General features: G+C 63.0%; 28 protein-coding genes and 1 pseudogene. 13 read left to right on the top strand and 16 right to left on the bottom strand.

Going from position 1 to position 26,083, the window contains the following annotated elements; genetic code table 11:
- Window positions 1–16 precede the first annotated feature (16 nt).
- Complete coding sequence (locus P8014_RS07985; protein ID WP_337816787.1) at window positions 17–880, top strand: oxidoreductase; 864 nt, start codon at window positions 17–19, stop codon at window positions 878–880.
- A 99-nt stretch (window positions 881–979) separates the two neighbouring features.
- On the opposite strand, the gene P8014_RS07980 is transcribed toward P8014_RS07985, so the two are convergent.
- Window positions 980–1,429, bottom strand: coding sequence for an ArsI/CadI family heavy metal resistance metalloenzyme (locus P8014_RS07980; RefSeq protein WP_337816786.1), 450 nt, complete (start codon window positions 1,427–1,429; stop codon window positions 980–982).
- Between the two features lie 14 nt (window positions 1,430–1,443).
- On the bottom strand, window positions 1,444–1,761 hold the full coding sequence (locus tag P8014_RS07975; protein ID WP_337816785.1) for a metalloregulator ArsR/SmtB family transcription factor: 318 nt from the start codon (window positions 1,759–1,761) through the stop codon (window positions 1,444–1,446).
- Window positions 1,762–1,944: 183 nt separating this feature from the next.
- On the opposite strand from P8014_RS07975, the gene P8014_RS07970 reads away from it, so the two are divergent.
- The gene (locus P8014_RS07970) at window positions 1,945–2,415 is read left to right on the top strand and encodes a MarR family transcriptional regulator (RefSeq protein ID WP_337816784.1); all 471 of its coding nucleotides are present in this window, start codon (window positions 1,945–1,947) and stop codon (window positions 2,413–2,415) included.
- 89 nt (window positions 2,416–2,504) lie between these two features.
- Complete coding sequence (locus tag P8014_RS07965; RefSeq protein WP_337816783.1) at window positions 2,505–2,930, top strand: organic hydroperoxide resistance protein; 426 nt, start codon at window positions 2,505–2,507, stop codon at window positions 2,928–2,930.
- A gap of 63 nt (window positions 2,931–2,993) precedes the next feature.
- Here P8014_RS07965 and P8014_RS07960 read toward each other — a convergent pair whose 3' ends face one another.
- Window positions 2,994–3,164: a hypothetical protein gene (locus P8014_RS07960; protein ID WP_337816782.1), complete on the bottom strand. Its 171-nt coding sequence runs from the start codon at window positions 3,162–3,164 to the stop codon at window positions 2,994–2,996.
- Between the two features lie 21 nt (window positions 3,165–3,185).
- On the bottom strand, window positions 3,186–4,928 hold the full coding sequence (locus tag P8014_RS07955) for a sigma 54-interacting transcriptional regulator (protein ID WP_337816781.1): 1,743 nt from the start codon (window positions 4,926–4,928) through the stop codon (window positions 3,186–3,188).
- 245 nt (window positions 4,929–5,173) lie between these two features.
- On the opposite strand from P8014_RS07955, the gene P8014_RS07950 reads away from it, so the two are divergent.
- The 6 genes from P8014_RS07950 (at window position 5,174) to P8014_RS07925 (ending at window position 10,164) form a co-directional block, all read left to right on the top strand.
- The gene (locus P8014_RS07950) at window positions 5,174–6,184 is read left to right on the top strand and encodes a PDR/VanB family oxidoreductase (protein ID WP_337816780.1); all 1,011 of its coding nucleotides are present in this window, start codon (window positions 5,174–5,176) and stop codon (window positions 6,182–6,184) included.
- 104 nt (window positions 6,185–6,288) lie between these two features.
- Window positions 6,289–6,729: a Rieske 2Fe-2S domain-containing protein gene (locus P8014_RS07945; RefSeq protein ID WP_337816779.1), complete on the top strand. Its 441-nt coding sequence runs from the start codon at window positions 6,289–6,291 to the stop codon at window positions 6,727–6,729.
- Entirely contained in the window at window positions 6,730–7,407 is a 678-nt protein-coding gene (locus P8014_RS07940) for a hypothetical protein (RefSeq protein ID WP_337816778.1), read from the top strand.
- A gap of 132 nt (window positions 7,408–7,539) precedes the next feature.
- Window positions 7,540–8,460, top strand: coding sequence for a catechol 2,3-dioxygenase (locus tag P8014_RS07935; RefSeq protein ID WP_337816777.1), 921 nt, complete (start codon window positions 7,540–7,542; stop codon window positions 8,458–8,460).
- Between the two features lie 115 nt (window positions 8,461–8,575).
- Window positions 8,576–9,133, top strand: a complete 558-nt coding sequence (locus P8014_RS07930; protein ID WP_337816776.1) for a DUF2058 domain-containing protein — start codon at window positions 8,576–8,578, stop codon at window positions 9,131–9,133.
- A gap of 245 nt (window positions 9,134–9,378) precedes the next feature.
- Window positions 9,379–10,164 carry an NF038132 family protein gene (locus tag P8014_RS07925; RefSeq protein ID WP_337816775.1) on the top strand — a complete coding sequence of 262 codons (786 nt, stop codon included), beginning with the start codon at window positions 9,379–9,381 and terminating at the stop codon, window positions 10,162–10,164.
- Window positions 10,165–10,183: 19 nt separating this feature from the next.
- Here P8014_RS07925 and P8014_RS07920 read toward each other — a convergent pair whose 3' ends face one another.
- Complete coding sequence (locus tag P8014_RS07920; protein WP_337816774.1) at window positions 10,184–10,774, bottom strand: dienelactone hydrolase family protein; 591 nt, start codon at window positions 10,772–10,774, stop codon at window positions 10,184–10,186.
- Window positions 10,775–10,838: 64 nt separating this feature from the next.
- A complete protein-coding gene (locus P8014_RS07915; protein WP_337816773.1) occupies window positions 10,839–11,654 on the bottom strand; it encodes a hypothetical protein in 816 nt (271 codons plus the stop codon).
- Between the two features lie 115 nt (window positions 11,655–11,769).
- On the opposite strand from P8014_RS07915, the gene P8014_RS07910 reads away from it, so the two are divergent.
- On the top strand, window positions 11,770–12,273 hold the full coding sequence (locus tag P8014_RS07910) for a hypothetical protein (protein WP_337816772.1): 504 nt from the start codon (window positions 11,770–11,772) through the stop codon (window positions 12,271–12,273).
- Between the two features lie 651 nt (window positions 12,274–12,924).
- Here the strand turns inward: P8014_RS07910 and P8014_RS07905 are convergent.
- The 3 genes and pseudogenes from P8014_RS07905 to P8014_RS07895 form a co-directional block, all read right to left on the bottom strand.
- Window positions 12,925–13,869, bottom strand: a pseudogene (locus tag P8014_RS07905) (low specificity L-threonine aldolase).
- A gap of 92 nt (window positions 13,870–13,961) precedes the next feature.
- The gene (locus tag P8014_RS07900) at window positions 13,962–14,543 is read right to left on the bottom strand and encodes a DUF4166 domain-containing protein (protein WP_337816771.1); all 582 of its coding nucleotides are present in this window, start codon (window positions 14,541–14,543) and stop codon (window positions 13,962–13,964) included.
- The gene (locus tag P8014_RS07895; protein WP_337816770.1) at window positions 14,525–15,340 is read right to left on the bottom strand and encodes an NAD-dependent epimerase/dehydratase family protein; all 816 of its coding nucleotides are present in this window, start codon (window positions 15,338–15,340) and stop codon (window positions 14,525–14,527) included. Before P8014_RS07895 ends, P8014_RS07900 begins: the two co-directional genes overlap by 19 nt.
- 401 nt (window positions 15,341–15,741) lie before the next feature.
- On the opposite strand from P8014_RS07895, the gene P8014_RS07890 reads away from it, so the two are divergent.
- Window positions 15,742–16,227 (top strand): hypothetical protein, encoded by a 486-nt coding sequence (locus tag P8014_RS07890; protein WP_337816769.1) that lies wholly within the window; start codon window positions 15,742–15,744, stop codon window positions 16,225–16,227.
- 9 nt (window positions 16,228–16,236) lie between these two features.
- Here P8014_RS07890 and P8014_RS07885 read toward each other — a convergent pair whose 3' ends face one another.
- The 4 genes from P8014_RS07885 to P8014_RS07870 form a co-directional block, all read right to left on the bottom strand.
- Window positions 16,237–18,048 carry an asparagine synthase-related protein gene (locus P8014_RS07885; RefSeq protein WP_337816768.1) on the bottom strand — a complete coding sequence of 604 codons (1,812 nt, stop codon included), beginning with the start codon at window positions 18,046–18,048 and terminating at the stop codon, window positions 16,237–16,239.
- 237 nt (window positions 18,049–18,285) lie between these two features.
- Complete coding sequence (locus P8014_RS07880; RefSeq protein ID WP_337816767.1) at window positions 18,286–18,483, bottom strand: hypothetical protein; 198 nt, start codon at window positions 18,481–18,483, stop codon at window positions 18,286–18,288.
- 24 nt (window positions 18,484–18,507) lie between these two features.
- Window positions 18,508–18,900, bottom strand: a complete 393-nt coding sequence (locus tag P8014_RS07875; protein ID WP_337816766.1) for a hypothetical protein — start codon at window positions 18,898–18,900, stop codon at window positions 18,508–18,510.
- A 285-nt stretch (window positions 18,901–19,185) separates the two neighbouring features.
- Window positions 19,186–19,977 carry a helix-turn-helix transcriptional regulator gene (locus P8014_RS07870; protein ID WP_337816765.1) on the bottom strand — a complete coding sequence of 264 codons (792 nt, stop codon included), beginning with the start codon at window positions 19,975–19,977 and terminating at the stop codon, window positions 19,186–19,188.
- Window positions 19,978–20,051: 74 nt separating this feature from the next.
- Between P8014_RS07870 and P8014_RS07865 the strand changes: the two genes are divergently transcribed.
- Window positions 20,052–21,245, top strand: a complete 1,194-nt coding sequence (locus P8014_RS07865; RefSeq protein WP_337816764.1) for an MFS transporter — start codon at window positions 20,052–20,054, stop codon at window positions 21,243–21,245.
- A 329-nt stretch (window positions 21,246–21,574) separates the two neighbouring features.
- On the opposite strand, the gene P8014_RS07860 is transcribed toward P8014_RS07865, so the two are convergent.
- Window positions 21,575–22,468 carry a LysR family transcriptional regulator gene (locus P8014_RS07860; RefSeq protein WP_337816763.1) on the bottom strand — a complete coding sequence of 298 codons (894 nt, stop codon included), beginning with the start codon at window positions 22,466–22,468 and terminating at the stop codon, window positions 21,575–21,577.
- 122 nt (window positions 22,469–22,590) lie between these two features.
- On the opposite strand from P8014_RS07860, the gene P8014_RS07855 reads away from it, so the two are divergent.
- Complete coding sequence (locus P8014_RS07855; RefSeq protein ID WP_337816762.1) at window positions 22,591–23,358, top strand: SDR family oxidoreductase; 768 nt, start codon at window positions 22,591–22,593, stop codon at window positions 23,356–23,358.
- Between the two features lie 51 nt (window positions 23,359–23,409).
- Here the strand turns inward: P8014_RS07855 and P8014_RS07850 are convergent, their stop codons facing one another.
- Window positions 23,410–24,471, bottom strand: coding sequence for a low specificity L-threonine aldolase (locus P8014_RS07850; protein WP_337816761.1), 1,062 nt, complete (start codon window positions 24,469–24,471; stop codon window positions 23,410–23,412).
- 259 nt (window positions 24,472–24,730) lie between these two features.
- Entirely contained in the window at window positions 24,731–25,222 is a 492-nt protein-coding gene (locus tag P8014_RS07845) for a carboxypeptidase-like regulatory domain-containing protein (RefSeq protein WP_337816760.1), read from the bottom strand.
- Window positions 25,223–26,083: the final 861 nt, after the last annotated feature.

The following is a 26,083-nucleotide window of genomic DNA, read 5'->3' as shown; positions in this document are numbered from 1 at the left end:
TCAAGGACGAACAACCATGCCAAACAACGAACAGACGCCGGTCTGGTTCATCACCGGCTGCTCCACCGGCTTCGGCCGCGAACTGACCAAACTGCTGCTCGCGCAGGACTACCGCGTGGTGGCCACGGCGCGCGACGCCGGCAAGCTACGGGATCTGATCGAAGGCCACCCGAACACCGCCCTAACCCTGTCGCTGGACGTCACCGACCGCGAGGCGATCGGCCGCGCCGTACGGCAGGCCGAGGACAGGTTCGGCCGCATCGACGTACTGGTGAACAACGCCGGCTACGGCTATCTGGCCGCCGTCGAGGAAGGCGAGGACGAGCCCGTGCGCAAAATGTTTGACACCAACGTCTTCGGGCTCATCGACGTGACCAAGGCGGTGCTGCCCGGCATGCGCGCCCGCCGCAGCGGCCACATCATCAACCTCTCGTCCATCGGCGGGCTGGTCAGCTTCGCCGCGAGCGGCTACTACCATGCCACCAAGTTCGCGGTCGAAGGCCTGTCCGGTTCGCTGGCGATCGAAGTGGAACCGCTCGGCATCAAGGTCACCGCAGTCGAACCGGGACCGTTTCGCACCGACTTCGCCGGCCGCTCGCTCGTGCAATCCGCGATCGAGATCAACGACTACGCGGAAACGGCCGGCCTGCGCCGCCGGCAGACGCATGACCGCGACGGCAAGCAGCAGGGCGATCCGGTACGCGCCGCGCAGGCGCTCATCGACATCGTCGCCTCGCCGACTCCGCCGCGGCACCTGCTGCTCGGCAAGCCGGCGCTCGACCTCGCGCGCGAAGGTCTGGAAGCCAAGAAACGCGACTTCGACGCCTGGGAGCAAACCACGCTGGGCGCGGACTATCCAGACGCGGCGTCGAACTTCTGAGCCGCATCGCCGGCCGGAAGGGCTGGGAAACGCCATGGGTGCCCTTTGCGAGGCGCCCATGGCGAAATCAATCCGGTTCGCGGCGTGCAAAAGCTTCCGTCAGCAGCAGCCCCCGCCCGCCTGTTGCGCTTGCGCCTTGGGTGCGCAGCAGGCCGTCGCCCCGCTATCCTCCGCCTCGTTGAAGGTCGGGATGTCGCTGAGCGAATGGAAGCCCTCCCAGGCAACGCCTTGCGGATCGACCGACCAGTATTTGTTCGAACGCACATAGCAGCAGGCGGCGCCGGTCTCCTCGACCGACGGCAGTTCTGCCGACTCCAGACGCTCGTTGATCTGCGCCAACTCCTCGTCGGACTCCACCTGGAAACCCAAATGGTCCAGGCCCGGCTTGGCGCCGCGCTGGGAAATCGCGAAGTTCACGCGCGGATCGTCGAGCATCCACTTGGCGTAGTCGGGTTTGGTCACCGTCGGCTCGGCGCCGAAGAGCGACGTGTAGTAACGGATGCTGTCGCCCAGATCGGCGACGGACAGGTGCACGTGGAAGCGTTTCATCGGCATTCTCCTGGTCAGGACGCCGCGCAGGCAGTGCCGTCGATGTCGCAGCACTGGCCCTGGCAGCAATTCTCGGTGAGGTATTCGATCACGCCGCTCATGGCTTCGAAGTCGGCCTGATAGTGGATGTAGCGGCCGTCCTGGCGCTTGCGCAGCAATCCCGCCTGCACCAGTTCCTTGAGATGGAACGACAGCGTGGCCGGTGCGAGCGACAGCGCTTCGGACAGTGCGCTAGGCGTCATGCCTTCCGGCCCCGCCACGACGAGGCTGCGAAAGATCGCCAGACGGCTTTCCTGGGCCAGGGCGGAAAGAGCGGCAATGACCGTGTTCATCTCCATATTTCTATAATTCCATAATTATGGAATTAATAACACTCCAGACAACAAAATCAATCATCCCGCGCCCGGCACTGCCCGCTATCTTCAGCTCGCTGCAGGGCGCAAACCGCGCTATTGATCCTCGGCTGAACTTAAGTAGCTTGCTATTTAATCGCCTGCGTCATACCATGCGAACCCATGGGAAAGCTCACTCCAACCGAAGCGCAAAATCTGCCGGTACTCGAGCTGGATGCGCAGCTGTGTTTCGCCTTGTACGCGACGCAACTGTCCATGAACAAGGTGTATCGCAAGGTCCTGAGGTCGCTGAATCTGACCTATCCACAGTACCTGGTCATGCTGATTCTCTGGGAACACGACAGCCTGAGCGTTTCGGAAATCAGCGAGCGCCTACTGCTGGACTCCGCATCCGCGACGCTGACGCCGCTGCTGAAGCGCATGGACGCCGCAGGGCTGGTAACCCGCACACGCTCGCGCGACGACGAGCGACAGGTGCTGGTATCGCTGACCGAGGATGGACGGGCCCTGCAATCCAGAGCGGGCGATATTCAGCGCGCCGTCTTCGACGCCACGCACTGCTCGGCAGACGAACTGGTGGCGTTACGGGAGCAGTTGCATACGCTGCGTCGACACCTGGAAGAACCATCTTGATTTTTTTCGGCCTGTCTAATAGCGCACTATTAAATAGCTCGATAGTAACCACCGTGCGGCCACGCACCTAACCGAAGAGGTAAATCAACATGAGCATCGATACCATTCTCTACCGTACCGAAGCGAAGGTTACCGGCGGCCGCGACGGCCGGGCCGTCTCCTCCGACGGCGCGCTCGACGTAAATCTCGCCATGCCCAAGGAACTCGGCGGCAACGGGGCTAGCGGAACCAATCCCGAGCAACTGTTCGCGGCCGGCTATTCGGCCTGCTTTCTTAGCGCCATGAACTTCGTGGCCAGCCAGGAAAAACAGAAGTTGCCCGAAGGCACCAGCGTGACCGGCAGAGTCGGCATCGGTCAGATCCCAGCCGGCTTCGGCATAGAAGTGGAGCTGTACATCCAGGTGCCCGGCTTCAGCCGAGACGAAGCCGAAGAACTGGCGCACAAGGCGCATGCGGTGTGCCCATACTCGAACGCCACTCGCAACAACATCGACGTCACGCTGAACGTCGCGTGATCGGCATGGCGGCAGGGCGGCGGAAACGACGTCCTGCCGCAGTCGTCCTGTCCGACGCAGTGCTCAGATGCCGAAGCGCTGAACGAGTTGCTGCAGCTGACCGGCCATACCGCTCACCACCGTCGCACTGATGATATACGGCGACGAATACCAGCCGTACTGCGTGCCGCGATCGAGCACGAGCTGCATGGCTCTCTGCACCAGCAGCAGATAGACGAAGTCCGTCCAGTCCATACGCCGCGGCTTGCGCGGAGTTTACGGCTCGGTTTTCCTGCGCGGTGCCGCCTTGCGCAACCGATATTCCACTTGCCCTCGCCGCATCTGCAGCAACCGCGCCGCGGCCGATAGGTTGCCACCGGTCCTGGTCAGTGCGCGATCCAACAGCAGCGACTCTATCTCGTCAAAGGAAGGCAGCCGCTCCAACAGTTCGTCGACCAAACGCTGCTCCCGTTCCGTTGTCCGGGCACCTTCGCTGCCTGCCGGATAAGGCACCAACGCCCCTTCCAAACCCAGACTGAACGAACCGTCACCCAGCTTTTCGCCTCCGGCGAACAAATGCTGCACATCGAGGCAGCCCCCAGGCTCGGCGAGAATAACGCCGCGCTCGATCATGTTTTCCAACTCGCGCACGTTCCCGGGCCAGTCGTAGTCCAACAACGCGGCGTAGGCTCGCGACGTCAATCCGCGCACGTCCTTGTTGCAGCGCTTGGCATTTTTCCTGAGGAACAGCGCTATCAACAGGGGAATATCCTCCCGGCGGTCGCGCAGCGGAGGAATCACGATAGGAAACACATTCAGCCGGTAGAACAGATCGGTACGAAAGCGACCGGCTTCCACCTCGTCTCTCAGGTCCCGGTTGGCCGCCGCCACGACGCGCACGTCGACCCTGCGAACTTCGGTGCCCCCTACCCGCTCGATCTCCCTCTCCTGCAACGCGCGGAGTACCTTGCCTTGCGCCGGTAGAGACAGGCTGGTGATTTCATCCAGGAACAGCGTACCCCCATGGGCCCTCTCGAACCGCCCCGGTCGCGAACGGTCGGCGCCGGTGAAAGCCCCGCGCTCCACCCCGAACAACTCGGCCTCCACCAGATCCGGCGGTATGGCGGCGCAGTTGACGGACACCAGCGGCCCGTCGGAGCGGGAACTGATCGAGTGCATCGCACGCGCGAAACATTCCTTGCCGACGCCGCTTTCTCCCCTGAACAGCACCGTCGAATCGGTCGGAGCCACCTGGCGAACCAAATGCGCGACCGTGTTGAAGCCGGCGGATGCGCCTACGAATCCTTCGAAACCGTCTTGGTCAGGCACCTTCCCACGGCCCCGGGCACCCGTCCCATACCCCAGTTCGCAGGCTCCCACGAAGGTGTCGATCTCCAGAAATCCTGCATCCTCTGCACCGAGACCATCCCAATCCGCCAGCGGCTTCCCCACGACGCGGCAATGCTCGTGCCCCATGCCAGCGCATTCGACCTCGCGCCAATGGATGGGCACGCCGGTAACCGCTGTGCAATAACCATCGGCATAGCCGACCATGACCCAGCACACCGGCGAACCGCTCACCCCACTGTGCTGGAGATGCGCCTGCGCTTCCCAGGATGCCGTCCAGATATAGTCCCCCCAGAACTCCCCTCGCTCGATATCGAAACGCATGGCATCGATGGGTTGATTGCGAACGAACCCCTCGATCTCACGCAAGCGCGGCCCCAGCTTCAACGCATCGGACAACTGAGTATCCTCCAGTTCCCGTACGCGCTGCCCATCTTCGAACCCCTGTTGGTATCCGAGTCGGGTCAGCATCTCGCGCGCCTTCGCCGTACCGAGACCGGCAATCAGCTCACGGCGCAATCCTGCGAAGGAAGAGGCGTGCATTAGCAGCATCCGCTGATCGAACAACTGGATGTGCCCAGTGTGCGGCGAGAAATGAAGGTGCTCCGCAAGCAGCTCCGCATTCCCGGTGTCGTCTGCTGTCCGGCGACGCCCTTGTCGTGCCCGTGTCATCGACTCTCTCCTCCATTTCGCTCCGATGCCCAGCCGGTTCCGCAAATCCCCAAATCCGGGTTCGCGAAATTCCGCATTTATTGAAATCCCGTCGTCATCGAACTTGTGCGCCAAACCCGCAATATCTATTTTTGTTAGTTTTATCGATAGTTTACAAATACCCTCGGGAATTGGCCCGGGATTTGCCCTTCTCCTCTGGAAACTATAGCCAGCCGCGTCACCACCGGACGCGTAAGCCGCGGCGCGTGAAGAGCAGTGAGGAGAAACAGGACCATGACCGAGAAATCCACGGCACTACGGACGCAGATGCTGTCAGTCGTCGTTTCCGGCAGGAACCGGCGGCCGCGGGCGTGATGAGCTTCGAGCTTCGCTCACCCGATGCCGCTCCGCTTCCGCCGTTCACCGCCGGCTCGCACATCGATCTGGAACTGCCTAATGGCGCGATACGCCAGTACTCGCTCTGCAATGACCCTGCGGAGCGGGAGCGTTATGAGATAGGCATTCTGCTGGAACCCAACGGCCGCGGCGGCTCCCGCAGCGCCCACGAGAACCTGGCACGCGGCGACACCGTGCGCATCAGTCACCCGCGCAACCACTTCCCGGTGGTGCCCGCACCGCACTTCCTGCTGATTGCCGGAGGCATCGGCGTCACTCCGCTGCTGAGCATGGCGGATCATCTCGCGGCAGGCGGCGACTCGTTCGAATTGCACTATTGTGCCCGCTCTCCGGAGCGCACTGCCTACCTCAACCGCCTGCGCACAGCTTCATACGCCAGCCGTGTCCACTGCCATTTCGACGACGGCGACGCTGCACAGCGGCTGCAGGCAGAGCGTCTCTTCGCAGACTCGCCGCGCAATACACGGCTGTACGTCTGCGGCCCGAAGGGATTCATGGACTTCGTGACCGGCGCAGCACGCGCCGCCGGCTGGCCCGAGTCCCATATCCACTTCGAATACTTCGTCGGAACGACCGCCGCCACGGCAGACGACAGCTCTTTCGAAGTGATGCTCGCCAGCACCGGACAAGTGGTCACCGTCGCCGGCGACCGTACCGTGGCCCAGGCTCTGAACGACAACGGCATAGAGGTCGCGCTCTCCTGCGAACAGGGCATCTGCGGCAGCTGCGCCATGCGCGTGCTCGATGGCGTTCCCGATCATCGCGACCTCTATTTCAGCCCCGACGAGCATGTCGCCAACGACCGCTTCACCCCTTGCTGTTCACGCGCCAAGTCGGCCCGTCTGGTAATCGACTTTTGACACACATCCGGTCACCGGCCGGATTGACGACCGAGCGTTCGCCCGAGCCCTGCGGGGTTCCCGCTCCACGCAAGCAGACCACCATAACGAAAGAGGAGAGAGCAATGACGACCGATAGCAACAGTCCCTATCTGATGAATACCTGGCATGTCGCCGCCCTGTCGCAGGAAGTCGACGGCGAACAGCTGTTCCATCGCCGCCTCCTGGACACGCCGGGACTGATCTACCGGCAGGCTGACGGGACACCCGTGGCACTGCACGACCGCTGCCCGCATCGCTTCGCGCCTCTGCACCTGGGCTGGCGCGAGGGAGACGAGGTGGTCTGCCTCTATCACGCGCTGCGCTTCGACTGCTCCGGCCAGTGCACACGCAACCCCCACGGCCCCGGGCACATCCCAAAGGCCGCCCAGGTGCGGAGTTTCCCCGTGGTTGAACAATACGGCTTCATCTGGATCTGGATGGGGGACGAACCCGCCGACCTCGGTGAACTGCCGGATTTCGGCGAGCTGACCAGCGGACATCCCAACAGCGTCGGTTACACCTAGATGCCGGTGAAGGGTAACTACGAGCTCATCATCGACAACGTGATGGACCTCAGCCATATCGATCATGTACATGGCGAGATCATCACCACCCGGGGCCAGCTCACGCCGTTGATTCCCAACGTACGCGAAACCGACCGTTCCGTGTCCGCGCGCTGGGAGTGGAAGCAAACGCCGGCGATGATGATCTTCGCCAGCTTCCTGCCCGCCCCCGAAGCCGAGGCCAGGCATTTTTTCGACATCACCTGGACGCCGCCCGCCAACATCCAGCTCTCCGTCGGGGCGATCCAGGGCGATGGCGCACTCGACCTCGAAGACTGCATCGGCCAGTACGACCTCCACACCACCACGCCGGAGTCCGAGGACAGCACGCACTACTTCTTCGCCACCCGACGCAACCACCTGGAAGAGGACGGCGAATACAACCAGCAGAAAATCCAGGCCATGCACGCCGCATTCGAACAGGAGGACGTACCCATCATCGAAGCGGTGCAGCAGGAAATGGACACCACCGACTTCTTCGGCCTCAACCCCGTCCTCATGAGCAACGACGTGGCGCCGGTGAAGGTCCGCAAGCTACTCAGGCGATTGATCGAAATGGAAGGGCGCAAGGGGGCGCGCGGCCTAGTCGCCTCGCTCGACTCACCCCGTCATGACCGACGCCATGGGCGACGGTCATGACGGGCAGCACCGCAGACAAGGGTCTCTGCGGCGCTGTCGGCAACACGAAGGAAGAGCATGAACGACGAGCGCGTGAAGCGCCGGACGCTCATACCGCGGACACCGCGACACCCGATCGAGGAGAAGACGAAGATGTCCCAGAAAGGAATTCTCAGGCCCGGCCATGTATGCATCCGCGTCATGGATATGAATCAGGCCGTCAAACACTATACGGACCACCTTGGTCTCATCGAGACCGACCGCGACGATCAGGGTCGCGTCTATCTCAAAGGCTGGGACGAATACGACTGGTTTTCGGTGGTTCTGCGCGAAACGCAGGAAGCGGGAATGGATTTCATGGCCTTCAAGGTTCGCGATCGTGTCGCGCTCGATAGCCTTGAAAAAGACCTGAAGGCCTTCGGCTGCACCGTGGAACGGCTCCCGGCCGGCGAACTCAAGCACTGCGGCGAGCGAGTCCGATTCGACTCCCCCGCCGGTCATTACTTCGAACTGTATGCGGACAAAGACTATTACGGCAACGAAGTCGGCATCACGAACCCCGAGGCATTCGTCGACGGAATCAAAGGCATGGGGACACACCGCTTCGACCACTGCCTGCTCTACGGCGACGAACTGGACGGAAGCGTCAAGCTGTTCCGCGACGTGCTGGGATTCGATATAACCGAACGGGTCCTGGATGGAGACGTCATGGTCGGCGCATTCATGGCCTGCTCCAACAAGGCGCACGACGTCGTCATCATCAGGCACCCGGAGCCCGGCAAACTGCATCACGTCTCCTTCCTGCTCGACAGCTGGGAAGAAGTCCTGCGAGCCGGGGACATCATCTCGAAGTACGATCTGGCCCTCGACATCGGCCCCACACGCCACGGCATAACGCGGGGCAAGAGCATTTACTTCTTCGATCCATCCGGCAACCGTAACGAAATCTTCGCCGGCGGCAGCACATGGTACCCCGACCACCCTACGGTCACCTGGAACGCGGAAAAACTGGGCAAGGCGATTTTCTACCACGACCGCCAGTTGAACGAGAATTTTCTCAGTGTCGTGACGTAATCGAAGCCGCCACCGGCCGTCTGCCGACGACACGTCGAGGCGGCCGGTGGCGATGCGTCATCTTTTCGCAATGCGTTAAAGTAGAAGGTCGACTCACACGCGCGAGCACGGAATCATGGCCGGATCACTCTTCGATCAACTCAAACAGGCCGGTTTGGTCGACGACAAGAAGGCCAAGCAGGTCAAACGCGAGAAATACCAGCAGATCAAGCAAGGCAAGGGCAAGAAAGGCAAACAGCCTCAGGCGAAGCCCGACGATGCCGCGGCGCTCGCCGCCAGGGCCGCGCAGGACAAGGCCGAGGGCGACCGCCAGCTCAATCGCAAACGGCAGCAGCTACTGGCGGAAAAAGGCGAGCGGGCCGCACTGCGGCAAATGATCGAAGCCAACCGGCTGAGCGATTACGCAGGCGAACGCACCCACCACTTCACTGATGACGGCAAGGTGAAGACGCTATATGTGAACGACGACACGCACGCACGGCTGTCCGTCGGCAGCATTCGCATCGCGCACTTCGACAACGGCTACGCACTGGTGTCCGCCGCCACCGCCGAGAAGATCGCGCAACGCGACGCGAACGCCCTGATCCCGCTGCCGGAAGGCGATGCGACGCTCTCCGACGAGGATCGGGAGTACTACGCTAAGTTCGAAGTACCGGACGACCTGAGCTGGTAGTCGAGAACCGTCAAGGCTATAAGCAACCAGATCAAAAACGTAGGCTGCCACCCGGGAGAACGACTGATGTCGATAATCTTTACTCTTCCGAGATTTAAACATGACGCAAAAACACATAACTCATTGCATTAAAATATAAAAATCATTTAGGCGTGTTTTTTGCTTCGTTGTTAAACCGCAACCTATAAAGCCGGACCCCAAAGGCCAACGGAGGGGCAGGATCACAAGTAGCGAGGCATAGATCCATGACATACAAACTAATCAGACTCATCGCGGCTGTAGTCATTGCCGCAGGAGCGGCACAAGCTCACGCTGGCATCATCGGCTGGACCACCGTGGGCAACTCCGGCGTCTCAAACTCCACCGATGGAGTGGTCAGCATTCCAAGCGGTTATAGCAGCGTCAACTGGATCTCCACCTATGGTGGAATTGACAACAACAACGGCGGCTACGGCGGCACCAACGGTTCGACGGTGACATCCAATCCGTTCCTCGTATCGAATGCCGGCGACGCGCTGGCCTTCCAATTCGACTTCATCACCTCGGACGGTACGAGTTCCTTCCCAGACTATGCATGGGCGAATCTTTACGATTCCTCCAACAGCCTAGTCGCGACTTTGTTCACGGCAACCACGAACCCCTCTGGCAGCGCAGTCCCCGGGATTGGCGCTGGCCTACCGGCCATCAGTGCGACCATCAATCCGGCGGCCGTCACGATAACCACGGGCCCCGGCTCCACTGTCTGGTCTCCGCTCGGCACGTACTCGGGCGAATGCTATCAGGGCTATGGAAAAGGCTGCGGGAATACGGGCTGGGTGTCCGCCTCGTACGACATTTCCACTCCCGGTAGCTACTACTTGACCTTCGGAGTGGCCAATGCCGGGGATACCGAATACGACACGGGGCTGGCCTTCGCCGGTACGACCATCGGCGGCAAGCCTATCGGCAATGTTCCGGAACCGCCTGAGTTCGGCATCTTCGCTATCGGTCTAGCGATGATGGCATTACTCCGTCGCCGCAAACCAACCTAAATAGCTCTGGTGTATCGAATCAAAAAGCCGCCTTTACGGCGGCTTTTTGATCCGCTTCCTTCAGCTTCTCTTCCAGCGCGTCCACGCCGTCGATGGCGAAGAACTGGTCCTGCGTGCCCCAGTGGCCGAGCAGCGGCGCCTTGATCTTGCCGGCGTCGACGTAGTCGAGCAGCGGATAGCCGTACCAGGTGACGTTGGCGTCGCTCTCGGGAACGAACACCGCCGCCAGCAGGGTGAGCGCGCCGCCCATGCAGTAGCCCATCACGCCCGCCTTCGAGCTGCCCGATTCCTTGAGGTACTGCACCGCGCCACGGATGTCCTGCGTCGCGGCGTCGGCGAAGTCCAGGTCGTTCATCAGATGCTCGGCCTCGTTCGCCTCCAGCGCCAGTTTGCCGCGATACAGATCGGGCACCAGCGCGCGGTAACCGGTGGCGGCCAGCTTCTCGGCGACGCCCTTGATCTCGTCGTCCAAGCCCCACCACTCCTGGATCACCACGATGCCCGGCGCCTTGCTGCCCTGCGTCGGCTCGACCATGTAGCCGTTCGAGGTTCGGCCGTCCGGCCGCGTGTAGCTGATCATCTCACCCATGACGTCCTCCAATGAATTCATGAATCGACCGTAGCCTGCCACCCGGCACGCCCGAACGCGGCAGCTACGCATCTTGCACTGCAGATTATGACAGCCCGCCTACGTCTGATCGCCGCAGACCGGCTCGGTTCCCGAAAGCCGTTTCCGTCAGGCGGCAGACTGCTCCCGCGGCATCCATGTCAGGGCACCCCCGCTTCGCTATAATGGCCGATCCTGCGCACTCCCCCACGGTCCAGCAATGAACTTCATCGAAACCCGCGGCAACGACGACCAGCGTCCGGCCCAGGTCAGCTTCTCCCAGGCCATCCTCAGCCCCATGTCGTCCTTCGGCGGCATCTACGTGCCCGAGCGTTTGCCGACTCTGGATATCGAGTTCCTGCGCGCGCACCTCGAAGGCGACTACAAGACTCTGGCCCGCGACGTACTGGCCTCCTTCGAGCTGGATATCGACCCTGCGCTGATCGACGAGGCGCTGGCGCTGTACGACGGCTTCGACGACCCGGCCAACCCGGTGCCGGTGATGAAGGTACGCGACGACCTCTACGTCAGCGAGCTGTACCACGGCCCCACGCGCGCCTTCAAGGACATGGCCCTGCAGCCCTTCGGCGTCGTGCTCTCGGCACTCGCGAAGCAGCGCGGCGAGCAGTACCTGATCATGGCCGCCACCAGCGGCGACACCGGCCCCGCCACGCTGGAGACCTTCAAGGACCGGCCCAACGTCAAGGTCGCCTGCCTCTACCCGGACGGCGGCACCTCCGACGTGCAGCGCCTGCAGATGGTCACCGAGGACGCCGCCAACCTGAAGGTCATCGGCATACACGGCGACTTCGACGACGCCCAGTCCGCGCTCAAGCGCCTGCTCGGCTCCGAGGCCTTCCGCACCAAACTCAAGGAAAGGCACACCCACCTGTCGGCCGCCAACTCGGTTAACTTCGGGCGCATCATCTTCCAGCTCATCTACCACATCCACAGCTACCTGGAGCTAGTGCGCCAGAGCGCCATCGCGCTCGGCGGCCATGGACATCCTCAAGTCGTCCAACGTCGAGCGCGTGCTGTTCGACCTGTACGGCGCCGAACGCACCCGCGAACTGATGCGCCGGCTCGACGAGGAACGCCACTACGAGCTGAGCACCGACGAGCTGGACCGGCTGCAGGAAGTCTTCGCCGCCGACTGGTGCGACGACGACACGGCGAAGGGCTACATCCGCAAGGCCTTCGATGCCGGCTACCTGATGGACCCGCACACGGCGACCTGCTTCAAGGCCTACGACACCTGCCGCACGCGGAAGCTGGCGACCATCGCCTACTCGACCGCGGAGTGGACCAAGTTCTCCCCGACCATCGCCAACGCGCTGACCGGCGAGGTCGACGCGCACGACATCGACGCGCTGAAAACCATCGCGACGCAGGCGGAGACGCCGATCCCGGCGCGCATCCAGGCGCTGTTCGACAAACCGGTCGCGCAGGGCGGCGTGGTCGACAAGGCCGACATCGAAGACGCGGTGTTGAGCTTTATCTGAGCAGAACCACTGCCCGAAACAGAACGACGGCATCGAGCAGCATGAGCGGACGGTCAACCAGTGACCGTCACGTCACGCCGTCAACACATCGCACCGAAAAACGATGCCCGGCCGCCGCAGCGCTTTTCAGCGCTCCGCACGCCAAACGCCGGCGCGCGGAGCATTGTCCTTATTCGCGCGGCCTACCGCCGGCGCCTGAAGATCGACTTCAGCCCGTGGTGAGTCTTCGCATGATGCGCGGCCGGCATCCCGCTTCGATTCTGCGGGTCCGTCGAATTCATGCTGCGATAAAGTGCCGTACCGAGAATGGAAGCCAGGTTGTTGCCGTGTTGCGTGCAACCGTGACAGTTTTGCGCGTTCATGGTCGATCCCCTCAATCCAGCGCACGCCCCTTAATCGTGCAGCCCGAATGTAACGACCATGCCTTACCGCATAACTTGACTTACGTCAAAGACTTAGAACATTTTTCCGCGTTGCCGACAAGCGGCATGAAAAGGGGGGACGAACAGTTCGCCAGCCCCGCCCTTCAGCACTCAAACGGCGGACGCAACCGCTTCGGCGAACTCGTCGATGGACTCCGGCCGAGTATCCCAGGCGCACATGAAGCGGCAACCGCCACCGGCGATGAACTCGTAGAAACTCCAACCTTGTTCACGCAGCCGCCCGGCCACTCCCGGCGGCAGTGTGGCGAAGACCGCGTTGGCCTCCGGCGCGCGCGGCGCCGACACCCCCCGGAATGGCCCGCAGCCTCTCGTGGAGACGCTTGGACATGGAGTTGGCGTGGCGCGAATTGGCGAGCCAGGTGTCGTCCTCCAGCAGCCCGAGCCAGGGCGCGGAGATGAAGCGCATCTTGGAGGCTAGCTGCCCGGCCTGCTTGACGCGGTAGGCGAAGTCCTCGCTGAGCTTGCGGTCGAAGAACACCACCGCCTCGCCCACCGGCAGACCGTTCTTGGTGCCGCCGAAGCACAAGACGTCGACGCCGGCGCGCCAGGTGACGTCCACAGGATGGCAGCCCAGCGCGGCGACGGCGTTGGCGAAGCGCGCGCCGTCCATGTGCACCCGCAGTCCGTGCACCTTCGCCATGTCCGCGACGGCGCGCACCTGCTCCACGGAGTACAGCGTGCCCAGCTCGGTGGCCTAGGTCAGGGTGACGACCTTGGGTTTCGGATAGTGGATGTCGCTGCGCTTGACGATCAGCGCCTCGACCGCCTCGGGCGTGAGCTTGCCGGCATCCTCGCCGTCCGCCGTCTCGCCGATCAGCAACTTGGAGCCGTTGGAGAAGAACTCGGGGCCGCCGCATTCGTCGGTCTCCACGTGCGCGACGTTGCTGCAGATGACCGAGTGATAGCTCTGGCACAGACTGGCCAGGGCGAGCGAGTTGGCGGCCGTACCGTTGAACACGAAGAACACGTCGCAATCGGTCTGGAACAGCTCCCGCATCGCCTCGCATACGGACTCCGTCCATTCGTCGTCACCATAGGCCGGAACGTGTCCGCTGGCGTTGGCGAGGTTGAACCAGTGCGCGGCCTCGGGACACATGCCGGCCAGATTGTCGCTGGCGAACTGCTGGCGGTTTTCGGTGACGGTCGTGATCATGATGGAGTCCCGTTAAACACGGGCAAGCTAATCATCGCCCACTGCACCTTTAAGACAGCGATCCGCCAATCCGCGCGTGCAGGGCAGCCGCGTCAACGCGCGTCCGTCCTGAACACCCCGGCATAGCGATAAATCTGCCCAAACAAAGGATGCCGAAGACGAAAGTCCGTGGCGAAACGGGTGTCGTCCATCGCCTGTTCCACGATCGTGGTGTGTCCCAGCAACAGCCACCCCGGCATCGGCAGCTTCACCCTGCCCAGCCGCAGGACGAAACATTCGCCTTCGTAGAGCAGCCTGCCGTCTTCGACACGCACCGCCATGCACAGTCCGAACACGGGGATGACGTAGTCGATGATGCGGTTTCCTCCGGCATGCTCCCAGCGGCTCCGGAACCCGATGACGCGCCCATCGGGAAACGTCGTCCTGCGTTTCCAGTACTGTGTCCGGCCCCGCATGTCTTTCTCGGCCCGGGTCGGCACCGCCTCGCCCCGGCGATTGATCAGCGTGCCCAGCAGGCGGAGCAGGTTCAGCAGCGGCTGCATCGCGCCGGGGTATTCGATGTCCAACTCACCCACGTCGACGTTGGGCCCGCTCTGGTGATGAGCACGCAAGGAGTCGGGCAATTGCTTCCATTGCGCGCCCAAGGCCTGTTGCATCAGATTGTACTGGCGCATCTCGCTCCCCCTGACAGACCGTCAAATGTGTTTGAACACCTTGCTGCAACATGCGTAGAACGTCCGGACTCAGCAGCGGGAATATCGGCTCGGTGAGCTGCGAGGCCAGGCGCGCGATAGGGATACGGAGTCGAAACCACCCGCGCGGCGGACCGGCGGCTCTTGAAGCGCAGCCGTTGCAGCCAGTCGGCGAACTCCAGCGCCTGGGGACCGACCACCTCGATGGTCCGCCGGGCAGGTTCGGTGGTCAGGCAGAGCAGCACCGTGGCGACCAGATCGTCGACATGAACCGGCTGGATCTGCTGCCGCCCGTGATCCACGACCGGAATCACCGGCAGCGCCGCCAGGCTCCGAAACAGGGCGTCACTCCTGCCGTCCGGTCCGTAAACCAGGGAAGGTCGCAGCACGAACCAGTCCAGCGGCAGGCCCCGCAACATATCGTCGGCCGCCTTCTTGGTCTTGTGATAGCGCGTCACGGCCCGCCCGTCGGCACCCAGCGCGGAGATCTGAATCACCCGGCGCACGCCGGCCTCCGTGCAGGCGTGGAACAAAGCCGCCGGCGCGCAGGTATGCAGCACCGGAAAGGACTGGCCGCGGCTTTCGGCGATGATCCCGACGCTGTTGATGACGGCCTCGACGCCCGTCAGATATTCCCGCCAATCGGCGGCGGCGCGCAGGTCATTGAAGTCTCCGCCGGTGCGGCGCCCAAGCGGCACCAGTTCGTGCCCGGCGGCGATCAGTGCGGGTTTGATGTGCCGCCCGATGAAGCCGTCGGCGCCGGTCAGCAGGATTCGCATGGCTCTCCCCGAATGTGCGATTCGAGGTCAGCCTAGGCAGAGCGGCGAGCCGGAGTCGACGCAGCCCGCAGCTTGCGGAAGTTGCCCGGGGTCATCCCGGCAATCTCGCGGAAGGCATCGTATTTAATCAGTGTATCCCAGGCGCCCAGACTGGCTGATGGCGTAGCCTCGAGTCGATTCCGGGGATACGCTTGGGAGGCGCGATGCGGATTCAAGCCACCCGGCTCGGTTGACTGACCGCGAGGGCTACGAGATGACAAGGTCGACGAACAGATTTGTCTGGTACTCGACGCTGTTGATGCCGATGCTGGCACCGATGACGGCGCAGACCGCCCCTGCGGGCACGGTCCGGCAATCGGTGACGCCGCTGCCGCAGGACCACGACCTTTACGCGGCGACCCATGACGGGTGTGAGCTACGTCGCGGGCGGCGACAGCATCATTGTCGCCAGCAAGGATGCCGGCACGAGCTGGTCGACGGAATTCCGTGGCGAGGGATTGTTTTTACACGCCGTCGCCTGGGGCGGCGGCTCGATCCTCACCAGTCCGGACGGACGGCACTGGACCGAACAAGCCTTCAAGACGCCGCATACGCTCCTCGCCCTGATCCGGGCCGGTACACGATGGGAAGGCACGGTGCTCACCAGTGCAGATGGAAGACGCTGGACAGCCCGAACCTTCGGGTTCTCGCAGACGTTGTACTACGTCACCTCGGACGGCACCCGCTTCGTCGCCGTCGGCTGGCACGGAGCGATCCTGGGGAACGAAGACGCCCGCCTTGCCATGAGGCAGCCCGTGTTCCCGCAAGAGCCAGTCCGTCACGAAATACGGCATGTGCACTATGTCACTTCCTGGATTCCTGCGCTTCAAGCCAGAGTTCGAAGATGAGCACCGACGTCAGCAGATGGTCATGGTCGGCACGCCCCGAAACATGCTCCGAAACAGGTGTTCCAGGAACCGCTTCTCGAAAATCCCCCTGGCCGATGGGTTGGCGCCAAGAATCGTGTCATGCACGAAGTCCTTCAGCGGGCCTCGAAACCAGACACCGGTGGGCTGACTGAAACCCCTGCCCTTCTTCCTGCCCAGAATATCGTCGGGCACGATGCCGCGCAGCGCATCCTTGAGCAACAGCTTGATCCCGTCCGACTCCGTCGTCGGCCGGCGGATCTGGAAGTCGCTCGGAATCTGCAGGGCAAGCTCCACGAGGCGGCGGTCAACCAGCGGAGTCCGGTTCATGATGCCGTGGGCGCTCGCCATTCTTTCGTTCTTGTAGAGCAGGTCATCGGGCAGGAAAGTCTTGATGAGGCCGTACTGATAGAGGTTCAGCGGGTCCTCCAGGCCGCTCTGGGCCAGATAGGCCTTGCCGGTCGCGTAGGGATCCGGACCGCCGTGGTACCGGGAGGCGAGCAGACGGTGACGCGCGGCCGTGTGGTACAGCGGACGCCAGGTCAGCCGGCGTTCGTCATCGGGCATCGCCAGTCCGGCGCACATTCGGCGAACGCGCGTCCAGGTGCTATCCCCGATAGGGATGGAATTCGCCACCAGGCCGAAGCTCATCCGGCGCAAGAGATGGGGGATTCTCAACAAAGGCGCCAGGCTGCGTTCCCCCTGCGTGTTTCCCGCCGGAAAGAGTTCATCCGGCCCTTCGCCTTCGTAGACGACCCGATAGCCGTCGCCACGCGCCATGCCGAACGCGCCGTACATGCCCACGAAGGCCGCGTCATTGACGGGTGAATCCAGAAAGCCGACGGATTTCCGCAGCAGATCGGCGTAGTCCATCGGCCCGAGGGCCTGGTTGTGCTGTTCGATGCCCAGCTCGCGAGCGATGATTTCCTGTAGCGGTGCATCGCTGAACACAGATTCATCGAAATCGACGGAAACGCCATGCACCTTCGCCGGGCGATCAGGGTCGTAGACGAGGAGGGATGCGACGCTGCTCGTGTCTATGCCGCCGCTGACCAGTGCACACACGTCCTTCGCCACGCCCCGGCGAATGGCCACGGCACTCTGCACGGTACGGCGCAGCCGGTCGCGCAATTCCTCGCGGCTGGACGAAAGATCCTCCCGCACCTCGTGCAGGCGCCAGTAATCGCGCTGCCCGTATCGACCGGCCTGCCACGCCAGCGCATGGCCCGGCCGCAGCGCGAATATATTGCGGTACATCGTGCTCGGCGGAGAAAGGGCCTTTGCCGCAAAGAAAGCGTCTACGGAGGCCTCCTCCAGTTCATCGTCGACGAGTCCGGAGGCTAGGATGGCCGGAATGGTGCTCGCGAAAACGATGCCCTCGGGCACCGGAGCGAAAAATGCCGACCGACTGCCGACATGGTCACGGACCAGTTGGAGCGTCTCCTCGCCGGCATCCCAGATGGCCACCGTGAATGCGCCAACGGCATCGCGCGCGCAGTCTCCGGCCAGTTCCCCATAAGCCTCCCCAAGGCGGGCGAGGCCGTCATCCGTATAGCCCCCACCCGGGACGGGGGCATCGCCGGTCTGGTAGACCTCCCCCTCGCCAGCAAGCAACACCCTGCCGTCGGCATGGGACGACAGGTGTTCACCCGTCATGAGCACATTGGCTCCTCCGGGGGTCTCCGTTCTCAGAATGCCCTGGCCATCGACCGCCCGGAACGCCATGGTCCGGACCATGCGCCTGACCGCAGCCTCGATTTCGTTTGTGTCCCGCCCACCGACAATCCCCGCAATGAAACCCATGGCGCACCCCCCGTTGGTATCCCTGAATCGGCCTGGGAATTCTTCATTCCGCGTGCTGGCGGCTCGTCCATGAACCGACACATCCCTGCCTCGGGCGCGCCGGATCGTCGACAGCCCCAGCACTCACGACCAAATAATTCAGTAATATTCTTATGGTTTAATAAAACGGAAAACGCAAGGCGCGGCCACGAATGCGAGCGGCGCCATTCTCAAAGGCACGTTCGTTCGCCCCCGGCCTCACCCCGCATAGCGCTCGACGAAACGCCTGAGAATCGCTTGCGCGTGCGGTGTCTGCGCGCCCTCCACCACCACGATCAGCGAATCGACCTCATGCGGCTGGAAATACCCGTGGTGCTTGTACACGTGGATGCGGGTCGCAAAACCCTCCGCATCTCCTTCCCGATGGAACGGCGTGGCGTACACGTTCAGCCTCACGCGGAACATCGGCGCCGGGCATGCCTAGCCGGTCATCAACAGCACCGCGCCTTCGGGCACCTCGTCGCAGGCCTCCTTGTGGCCGAGCAGCACGTCGATCGACCCAGGGAGCCCCACCAGCAGCGGATCGCCGACACCGGCCTCGGTCAACTGCAGGCTCACGCAACCGGCCGCCTCGCCATACATCCTGGAAATCAGGGCACTCAGATACGAGCCGAGCAGACCGTTGCCGGAACACGCCGCCAGGAAGGGAACGTCCTGTGCCACAATCTCATCGAACAGACGCACGAAATCCCGTTCGATCCTGCAGTGGATGGCGCTCTTTTCAGCAGCAGGCGTGCTGAGGTCGAAAGGGCTGCCACCGACGATCACCGCACTGTTCAGCGCTTCGGAAACGCTGCTCGTCTCGATACGCATGCGCACCGTGTCGGACGCTTAGAGCCCACCGTATTTGAGGATGGCCCGATATTCGCTGTCCGAAGCCCCATCCTCCGGACGCAACTACATTGGCGCCCGCATTCCCCTTTTTGGGTTCTTCCAGACATCATGCCTTGGTGCGCAAGCGGCTCACCAGCAGATTGTCCTGCAGAATCTCGCCCTTGAGCACTGTGATTTCGTTGACATCCCATCGGCCGCGGCTACAGCACGAAATTCGGTCTGCCCCGCGACGCAATCTCGAGAGAGTCCCGGACGCTCATTGAGTCAGCGGAAATAAGCGCTTGGCGTTACCCCGAACTGGCGCTTGAACATGGTGGTGAATGCACTCGGGCTGTTGTAGCCCAAGTCGAGCGCCACATCGACCACCTTGGCGCCGCAAGCAAGCTGCTCCAGCGCGGCCAGCAGGCGAGCCTGCTGGCGCCACTGGCCGAAAGTCATGCCGGTCTCGCGTACGAAACGACGCTGGATGGTCTTGGGGTCGACGCCTTGCCGTGCCGCCCAATCTCCCAGGGTGGAGGCGTCGTCGGGCGTCGCCGCGAGCGCGGCGCAGATGGTCAGCAGGTCCGGATCGGTCGGCTGTGGCAGACGTAGCGGCAAACTGGGCAGCACGGTCACCTCGTCGAGCAGCAATTCCATCAGGCGGCCATCACGGCTGCCGGCGATATACGGCCGTGTCACGTCGATGGCAGCCAGGATCAGCTCGCGCAGCAGGGAGGGGATGCCCACCACCTGGCACTGCATCGGCAGGTCCGGGCGCGCATCGGGGCGGATGTAAACGGTACGCACCTGGACGTCGCCAACCATGCGGATGCGGTGCTCGACCCCCGCGGGCATCCATAGGCCGCGCGTCGGCGGCACCACCCACTGACCGGTCGCGGTCGCGACCACCATCACACCCTGCACGGCGTGGATGAGTTGAGCCGTGGCGTGCTTGTGTGCCGACACCTGATAGCCCGAGGGGTAGTCGACCGCCTTACCGACTACGGGCGAGACCCCGCGATCCAGACTGTTGCCGGCGTTGAAATCGGTAGCCATGTCCATTTCGAGAAGGTCCATGCCTATATTTGGTGAGACGGACAGCCATGTTACCCGATAGACTCGGCCTCGCCCCAATTCGGAAAAGCATTGCCATGAATACCTCCGCCGCTTACCGCGTCCTGGGTGCGATCAGCTTTTCGCACTTCCTGAACGACACCATGCAGTCGCTGCTGATCGCCTCCTACCCGCTGTTCAAGAGCGGGTTCGATCTCAGCTTCGCCCAGATCGGTCTGATCACTCTATCCTTCCAGTTCACGGCCTCGCTGCTGCAGCCGCTGGTAGGCGCGTATACCGACCGCCATCCCAAGCCGTTCTCGCTAGCCGTGGGTATGGGCTTTACCCTGATCGGCCTACTTCTGCTGTCGCAGGCCACCACCTTCCCCATGCTGCTCCTGGCGGCGGCGCTGGTCGGCAGCGGCTCTTCGATCTTCCATCCCGAAGCATCGCGGGTGGCGCGCATGGCCTCGGGCGGACAGCACGGCCTGGCGCAGTCCATCTTCCAGGTCGGAGGCAATGCCGGGCAGGCCTTCGGGCCGCTGTTGGCGATCTGGATCGTGCTGCCGCATGGGCAGAAGAGCCTGGCCCTGTTCTCGCTCATCGCCCTGCTGGGCATGATCGTGCTGAGTGGCGTCGGAGTCTGGTATCGCCGCCAGCACCGCAAGCCCAAGGCGGCGGCATCGAGCGATGGCCATGACTTGCCGCGCGGCCAGGTGCTTCAGACCCTGGCGGTGCTGATGGCGCTGATGTTCTCCAAGTTTTTCTATCTGGCCAGCATCAGCAGCTACCTGATCTTCTACATGATGGCGCACTATCACGTCGCCACCAGCGTGGCGCAGTACCACCTGTTCTATTTCCTGTTCGCGGTAGCGGCCGGCACCCTGCTGGGCGGGCCGATCGGCGACCGTATCGGGCGCAAGCGGGTGATCTGGATCTCCATACTCGGCATTGCGCCGTTCACGCTGGCGCTGCCTTATGTCGGATTGGCCGCTTCGGCGGTGCTGAGCGTGATCATCGGCTTCATGTTGGCTTCGGCCTTTCCGGCCATCGTGGTCTACGCCCAGGAACTGATGCCGGGCAGAACCGGTACGGTTTCCGGCCTGTTCTTCGGGCTTGGATTCGGGCTGGGTGGCATCGGTGCGGCGGTGCTGGGCGGGCTCGCCGATCACTGGGGCATCGTCGCGGTCTACAAGCTGTGCTCTTTCCTGCCCCTGATCGGCCTGCTGGCGGTGTTCCTGCCGGATCTGCACCGGGCTCGTCCCACCGTCAGCGCGCCAGTTTCAGCTTGACCGCGCTTTGGTGATACAGGTCGAGGTTACGTCTCGCAATCGGATATCAATATACGCATAGCAAGAATTCATGGTCATGCGTGATTTCTAGACCCGGTCGTGCACTGCTCTGGCGAGGTCTTTTGCTGAATAGATAGGCAATAGTGCCGGCACCGCAGCAGATCGCCCCGCAACCACATATCGGCGCGCCTCAGGGCGCGCCGATGGACCCTGGTTGAACTCAGACGATGGCCGCCTCGGCGAATACGAGGATCGGTTCGGGGCACGCATCCGGCGCGAACATGCCGATATCGAAGAGGCGGTGCTGAGTTCATCCGAGCCGGGCGGCTTCAGGCTGTCTGCTCCGCATACAGTTGCGCAACCCAGTCGATGAACACCCGCACCCTGAGGTTCAGCTGCCGGCTCTGCGGATAGAGCACGTACACCGGCGTCGGCGACGGCGGCGTGTCCGGCAGGATCTCTATCAGCGTGCCGTCCGCGAGCGAGCGTTCGACGGCATAGCGCGGCACTTGGATGATTCCGAGTCCGGCGAAGGCGGCGTTCCGATAGGTGTCGGCCGCATTCACCGTGAGCGCGACCGTCGGCGACGCGGTCCGGCAGACGCCGTCGACAATGAACTCCAGGGGCAGGACACCACCGGTCGCGGAGGAATGAAAGCCGACCATGCGATGTCCCGCCAGCTCATCCCAACTCCGAGGCAGACCGAAGCGCTCGACGTAAGCGGCCGATGCCACCGTCGCTTCCCTCAGCACGGCAATGCGTCGCCCGACGAGCCCGCTGTCCTGCGGCTCCCCGGCGCGCAGCACGCAATCAATCCCTTCGCGCACCAGATCGACGTACCGGTCCGTCTCGCTCAGGAACAGCTGGACGTCGGGGTACTGCTCGAAGAACCCGGGCAGCGCCGGGACGATGAAGCTCCTGGCCTGCGGCCCGTTGACGTCGACGCGCAGCGGACCGCGAGGCTTCGAGCCGCGAAAGGCGCTTTCCGCCTCCTCCAACTCCGCCAGGATCGACAGGCAGGACCGGTAATACGCCTCGCCGTCGAGGGTGACGCGAACTTGGCGCGTGGTGCGCTGGAGCAGGCGCACGCCAAGACGCGTCTCGAGCCGTTTGATCGTATCCGTGACGGTGGAGGCGGGCAGTTCTAGGTCCTCGGCCGCGCGGATGAAGCTGCGCCGCTCCACGACGCGCACGAAGACATGCATCGAGTCGATACGATCCATTATTCGTAAATCTCGAATTGTGTTACCTAAAACTATCAGATTATTTGTTCTTCATGAATTGCCAGTATGACGCCATCCGGTCGTGGCCGTACCGGAACCACCGGCACATGAGGAACATTTCGATGACGAACGACACCACCAGAATCGCGCTGATCACCGGCGCCAGCCGCGGCCTCGGGCGCAGCATGGCGATCGCCCTCGCCCGCAAGGGCGTCGATGTGATCGGCACCTACCACAGCAATACGGAGGAGGCCGCAGCGGTCACCGCCACGGTCGAAGCGCTGGGGCGCAAGGCGGCGATGCTGCAACTCGACACGGGCGATGCGGCGAGTTTCCCCGCATTTGCCGAACGCCTGCAGCAGGCGCTGGCGGACGGGTGGGAACGTTCGCATATCGACTACCTGGTCAACAACGCCGGCATCGGCGTTCACGCCTCCTTCGCGGAAACCACCGAGGACGACTTCGACCGCCTGATGAACATCCACCTGAAGGGCGTGTTCTTTCTCACTCAGCGGCTGCTGCCGCAGATCGCCGATGGCGGACGCATCGTGAACCTGTCGAGCGGCCTGACCCGGTTCAGTCTGCCGGGCTATGCCGCGTATGCCGCGATGAAAGGCGCGGTCGAAGTGCTGAGCCGCTATCTCGCCAAGGAGTTGGGGCCACGCGGCATCGCCGTCAACACGATCGCCCCGGGCGCCATCGAAACCGACTTCGACGGCGGCGCCGTGCGCGACAACCGGCAGATCAACGATTTCATCTCCAGCGTCACCGCGCTCGGCCGCGTCGGACAACCCGACGACATCGGTCCGGCCGTGGCTTCGCTGCTGACGGAGGACAACCGCTGGATCACCGCGCAGCGGATCGAAGTCTCCGGCGGCATGTTCGTCTGAGCCACGACCGGCGCCGCGGGCGGGGAATGACGTGTTCCTCGCCCGCCCCGGTCAGACAGCCGCCGCGACCGCCTCGGCGAACGCGTCGATGGATTCGGGGCGCGTATCCCAGGCGCACATGAAGCGGCAACCGCCGCCGGCGATGAACTCGTAGAAACTCCAGCCCTGCTCGCGCAGCCGTTGGGTCGCCCCCGGCGGCAGCGTGGCGAAGACCGCGTTGGCCTCAGGCGCACGCGGTGCCGAGACCCCCGGAATGGCCCGCAGCCTCTCGTGGAGACGCTTGGCCATGGCGTTGGCATGGCGCGCATTGGCGAGCCAGGTATCGTCCTCCAGCAGCCCGAGCCAGGGCGCGGAGATGAAGCGCATCTTGGAGGCCAGCTGACCGGCCTGCTTGACGCGGTAGGCGAAGTCCTCGCTGAGCTTGCGGTCGAAGAACACCACCGCCTCGCCCACCGGCAGTCCGTTCTTGGTGCCGCCGAAGCACAAGACGTCGACGCCGGCCCGCCACGTGACGTCCGCCGGATCGCAGCCCAGCGCGGCGACGGCGTTGGCGAAGCGCGCGCCGTCCATGTGCACCCTCAGTCCGCGCGCCTTGGCGGCATCCGCAATGGCGCGCACCTGTTCCACGGTGTAGACCGTGCCCAATTCCGTCGCCTGGGTCAGGGTGACGACCTTGGGTTTCGGGTAATGGATGTCTTTGCGCTTGACGATCAACGCCTCGACCGCCTCGGGCGTGAGCTTGCCGGCGTCCTCGCCGTCCGCCGTCTCGCCGACCAGCAGCTTGGAGCCGTTGGAGAAGAACTCCGGCCCACCGCACTCGTCGGTCTCCACGTGCGCGACGTCGCTGCAGATGACCGAGTGGTAGCTCTGGCACAGACTGGCCAGGGCGAGCGAGTTGGCGGCCGTACCGTTGAACACGAAGAACACGTCGCAATCGGTCTGGAACAGCTCGCGCATCGCCCCGCAGACGGACTCCGTCCACTCGTCGTCGCCATAGGCGGGAACATGGCCGCTGGCGTTCGCCAGATTGAACCAGTGCGCGGCCTGGGGACACATGCCCGCCAGATTGTCGCTGGCGAACTGCTGGCGGTTTTCGGTGACGCTGGTAATCATGGGGTCGGGCTCAAAAAGCGGGATTTTACTCTCAAACCCGCGCTAACGAGATTAGCGTTGGTTCACTCCGGGCGTCGTTCGGGAGCGTTGCACCCGAGAGCCAACACCTACCCCGGAATGCGGCAGATGCTGTGCGATGCTTGCTTGTCACTCAAGGATAAGTGCGCGATTGCTCACTGGATGGGAGAAATTGGTGTAAATGGTAAAGCGTCACCGTAATTCGCATAAGGCTAGATCCGCCCCCCGATGTCGTGCTCGCTCAGGGTTTGGCACCGTCCCCACCGCCGACCGGTCTGCAGAGGCCGTAATGGTTCCCCACGGCCTCAGGCTTGTCCGTCAGCTCACAGACAAAATCGGGCGGTTGTCCATCGAGCTCGGTATTCGCCGCAAAGGTCAACTTGCCGTGCCTCCAGCCCTCGTAGTCGACACCTTCAAAGCGGATGACGATCGATTGGTTGACGACCGGCTGTCCCGGCGAGATGCGCCACAGCCATCCGAGTTGCTTCACGATGGCGGGGAAGTGAAATTTCCCATCCGCATCGGTTACCGCGCGCTGCACCCGGTTCTTCGTGTCATCCGCGGAAATACGAGCAGTCTCGCTCACTTCCGCCCCCTCGACCGGCTTACCCTGCCTCAGCACGGTGCCGTGAACCTCGGAGAACAGCACCCAGTTCCTCGGAGCACCCATCGCACAACCTCCCGTCATCAACGACAGCAAACCCATAGCCGCCAGCCATGCAACCGCTCGCATCGTCATCACTCCGTTGGGGCCCAAAACGTTGCCAAGGGCACGTTCCTACACCATGCCACGGAGCGACCCGACGCACATGATCGTCGCCGGCAACATCCGCATGAAGTGGCATCGTCGCACCCTCTCTTCATGGCATGTCACCCCCAGCTAGACCTGCCCGGCATACCACAGCGCATCGTCCAGCGTATAAACAACCGGCTGTCCAGCGCTCAGGGCGACACCGACAGCTAGCTGACTCTAAACGTTGGCTGACGTTCGTTCGTTTCCGGATCTCTTCGAGTGCGTCCTCTGGCCGTGCCGTGAGATAGCCCGCCCCGCCGCCCGCTTCGGCGAACACGACCGCGATGGAATTAGTGTAAAGGGTAAAGTGTCACCGTATTAGCCGTAATTCCAGAATGGCCTTGTAGCGTCCCTCGAACAGGTGCCCGACGCGCTCGTGACGGCGATGGCTGTACTGCGTGTATACCCCAACTTAGGTGCCACCGTAATTCTGACCCCGGCATCCTGTGCAAGTCGGCAAGCAGCAAAAGTCCACGAACCTTTGACTTGATTACCACTTTTTACTTATGGTTGTTGTGGCTCTCCTACTCTCAGGAAACCAGATGCCCGACCCAACATGACGACCATCATCCTGCCCCGCCTCCCCATTCAAGCGGACTCCATGCAGCGCATGCTGGATCTGCCCCCTGACTGCATCCACGGCTTTGGCTTCACAACGCCGAAGACGCTGTAGCCCAATACACCGTATATGCTCGGCGAGCGCAAAACCGATCATGATCGCCGTATCATGGGCCTGCTCTCGCAACAACCCGCAAACCACACGCTCCGGGATCTGTCTCTGGCCTACGGCAGCGAGAACAC

Origin of the sequence: Acidihalobacter sp. (assembly GCF_037381185.1) — a bacterium.
Taxonomy (GTDB): domain Bacteria; phylum Pseudomonadota; class Gammaproteobacteria; order DSM-5130; family Acidihalobacteraceae; genus Acidihalobacter_A.
This window is presented reverse-complemented; position numbering and strand designations above follow the sequence as displayed.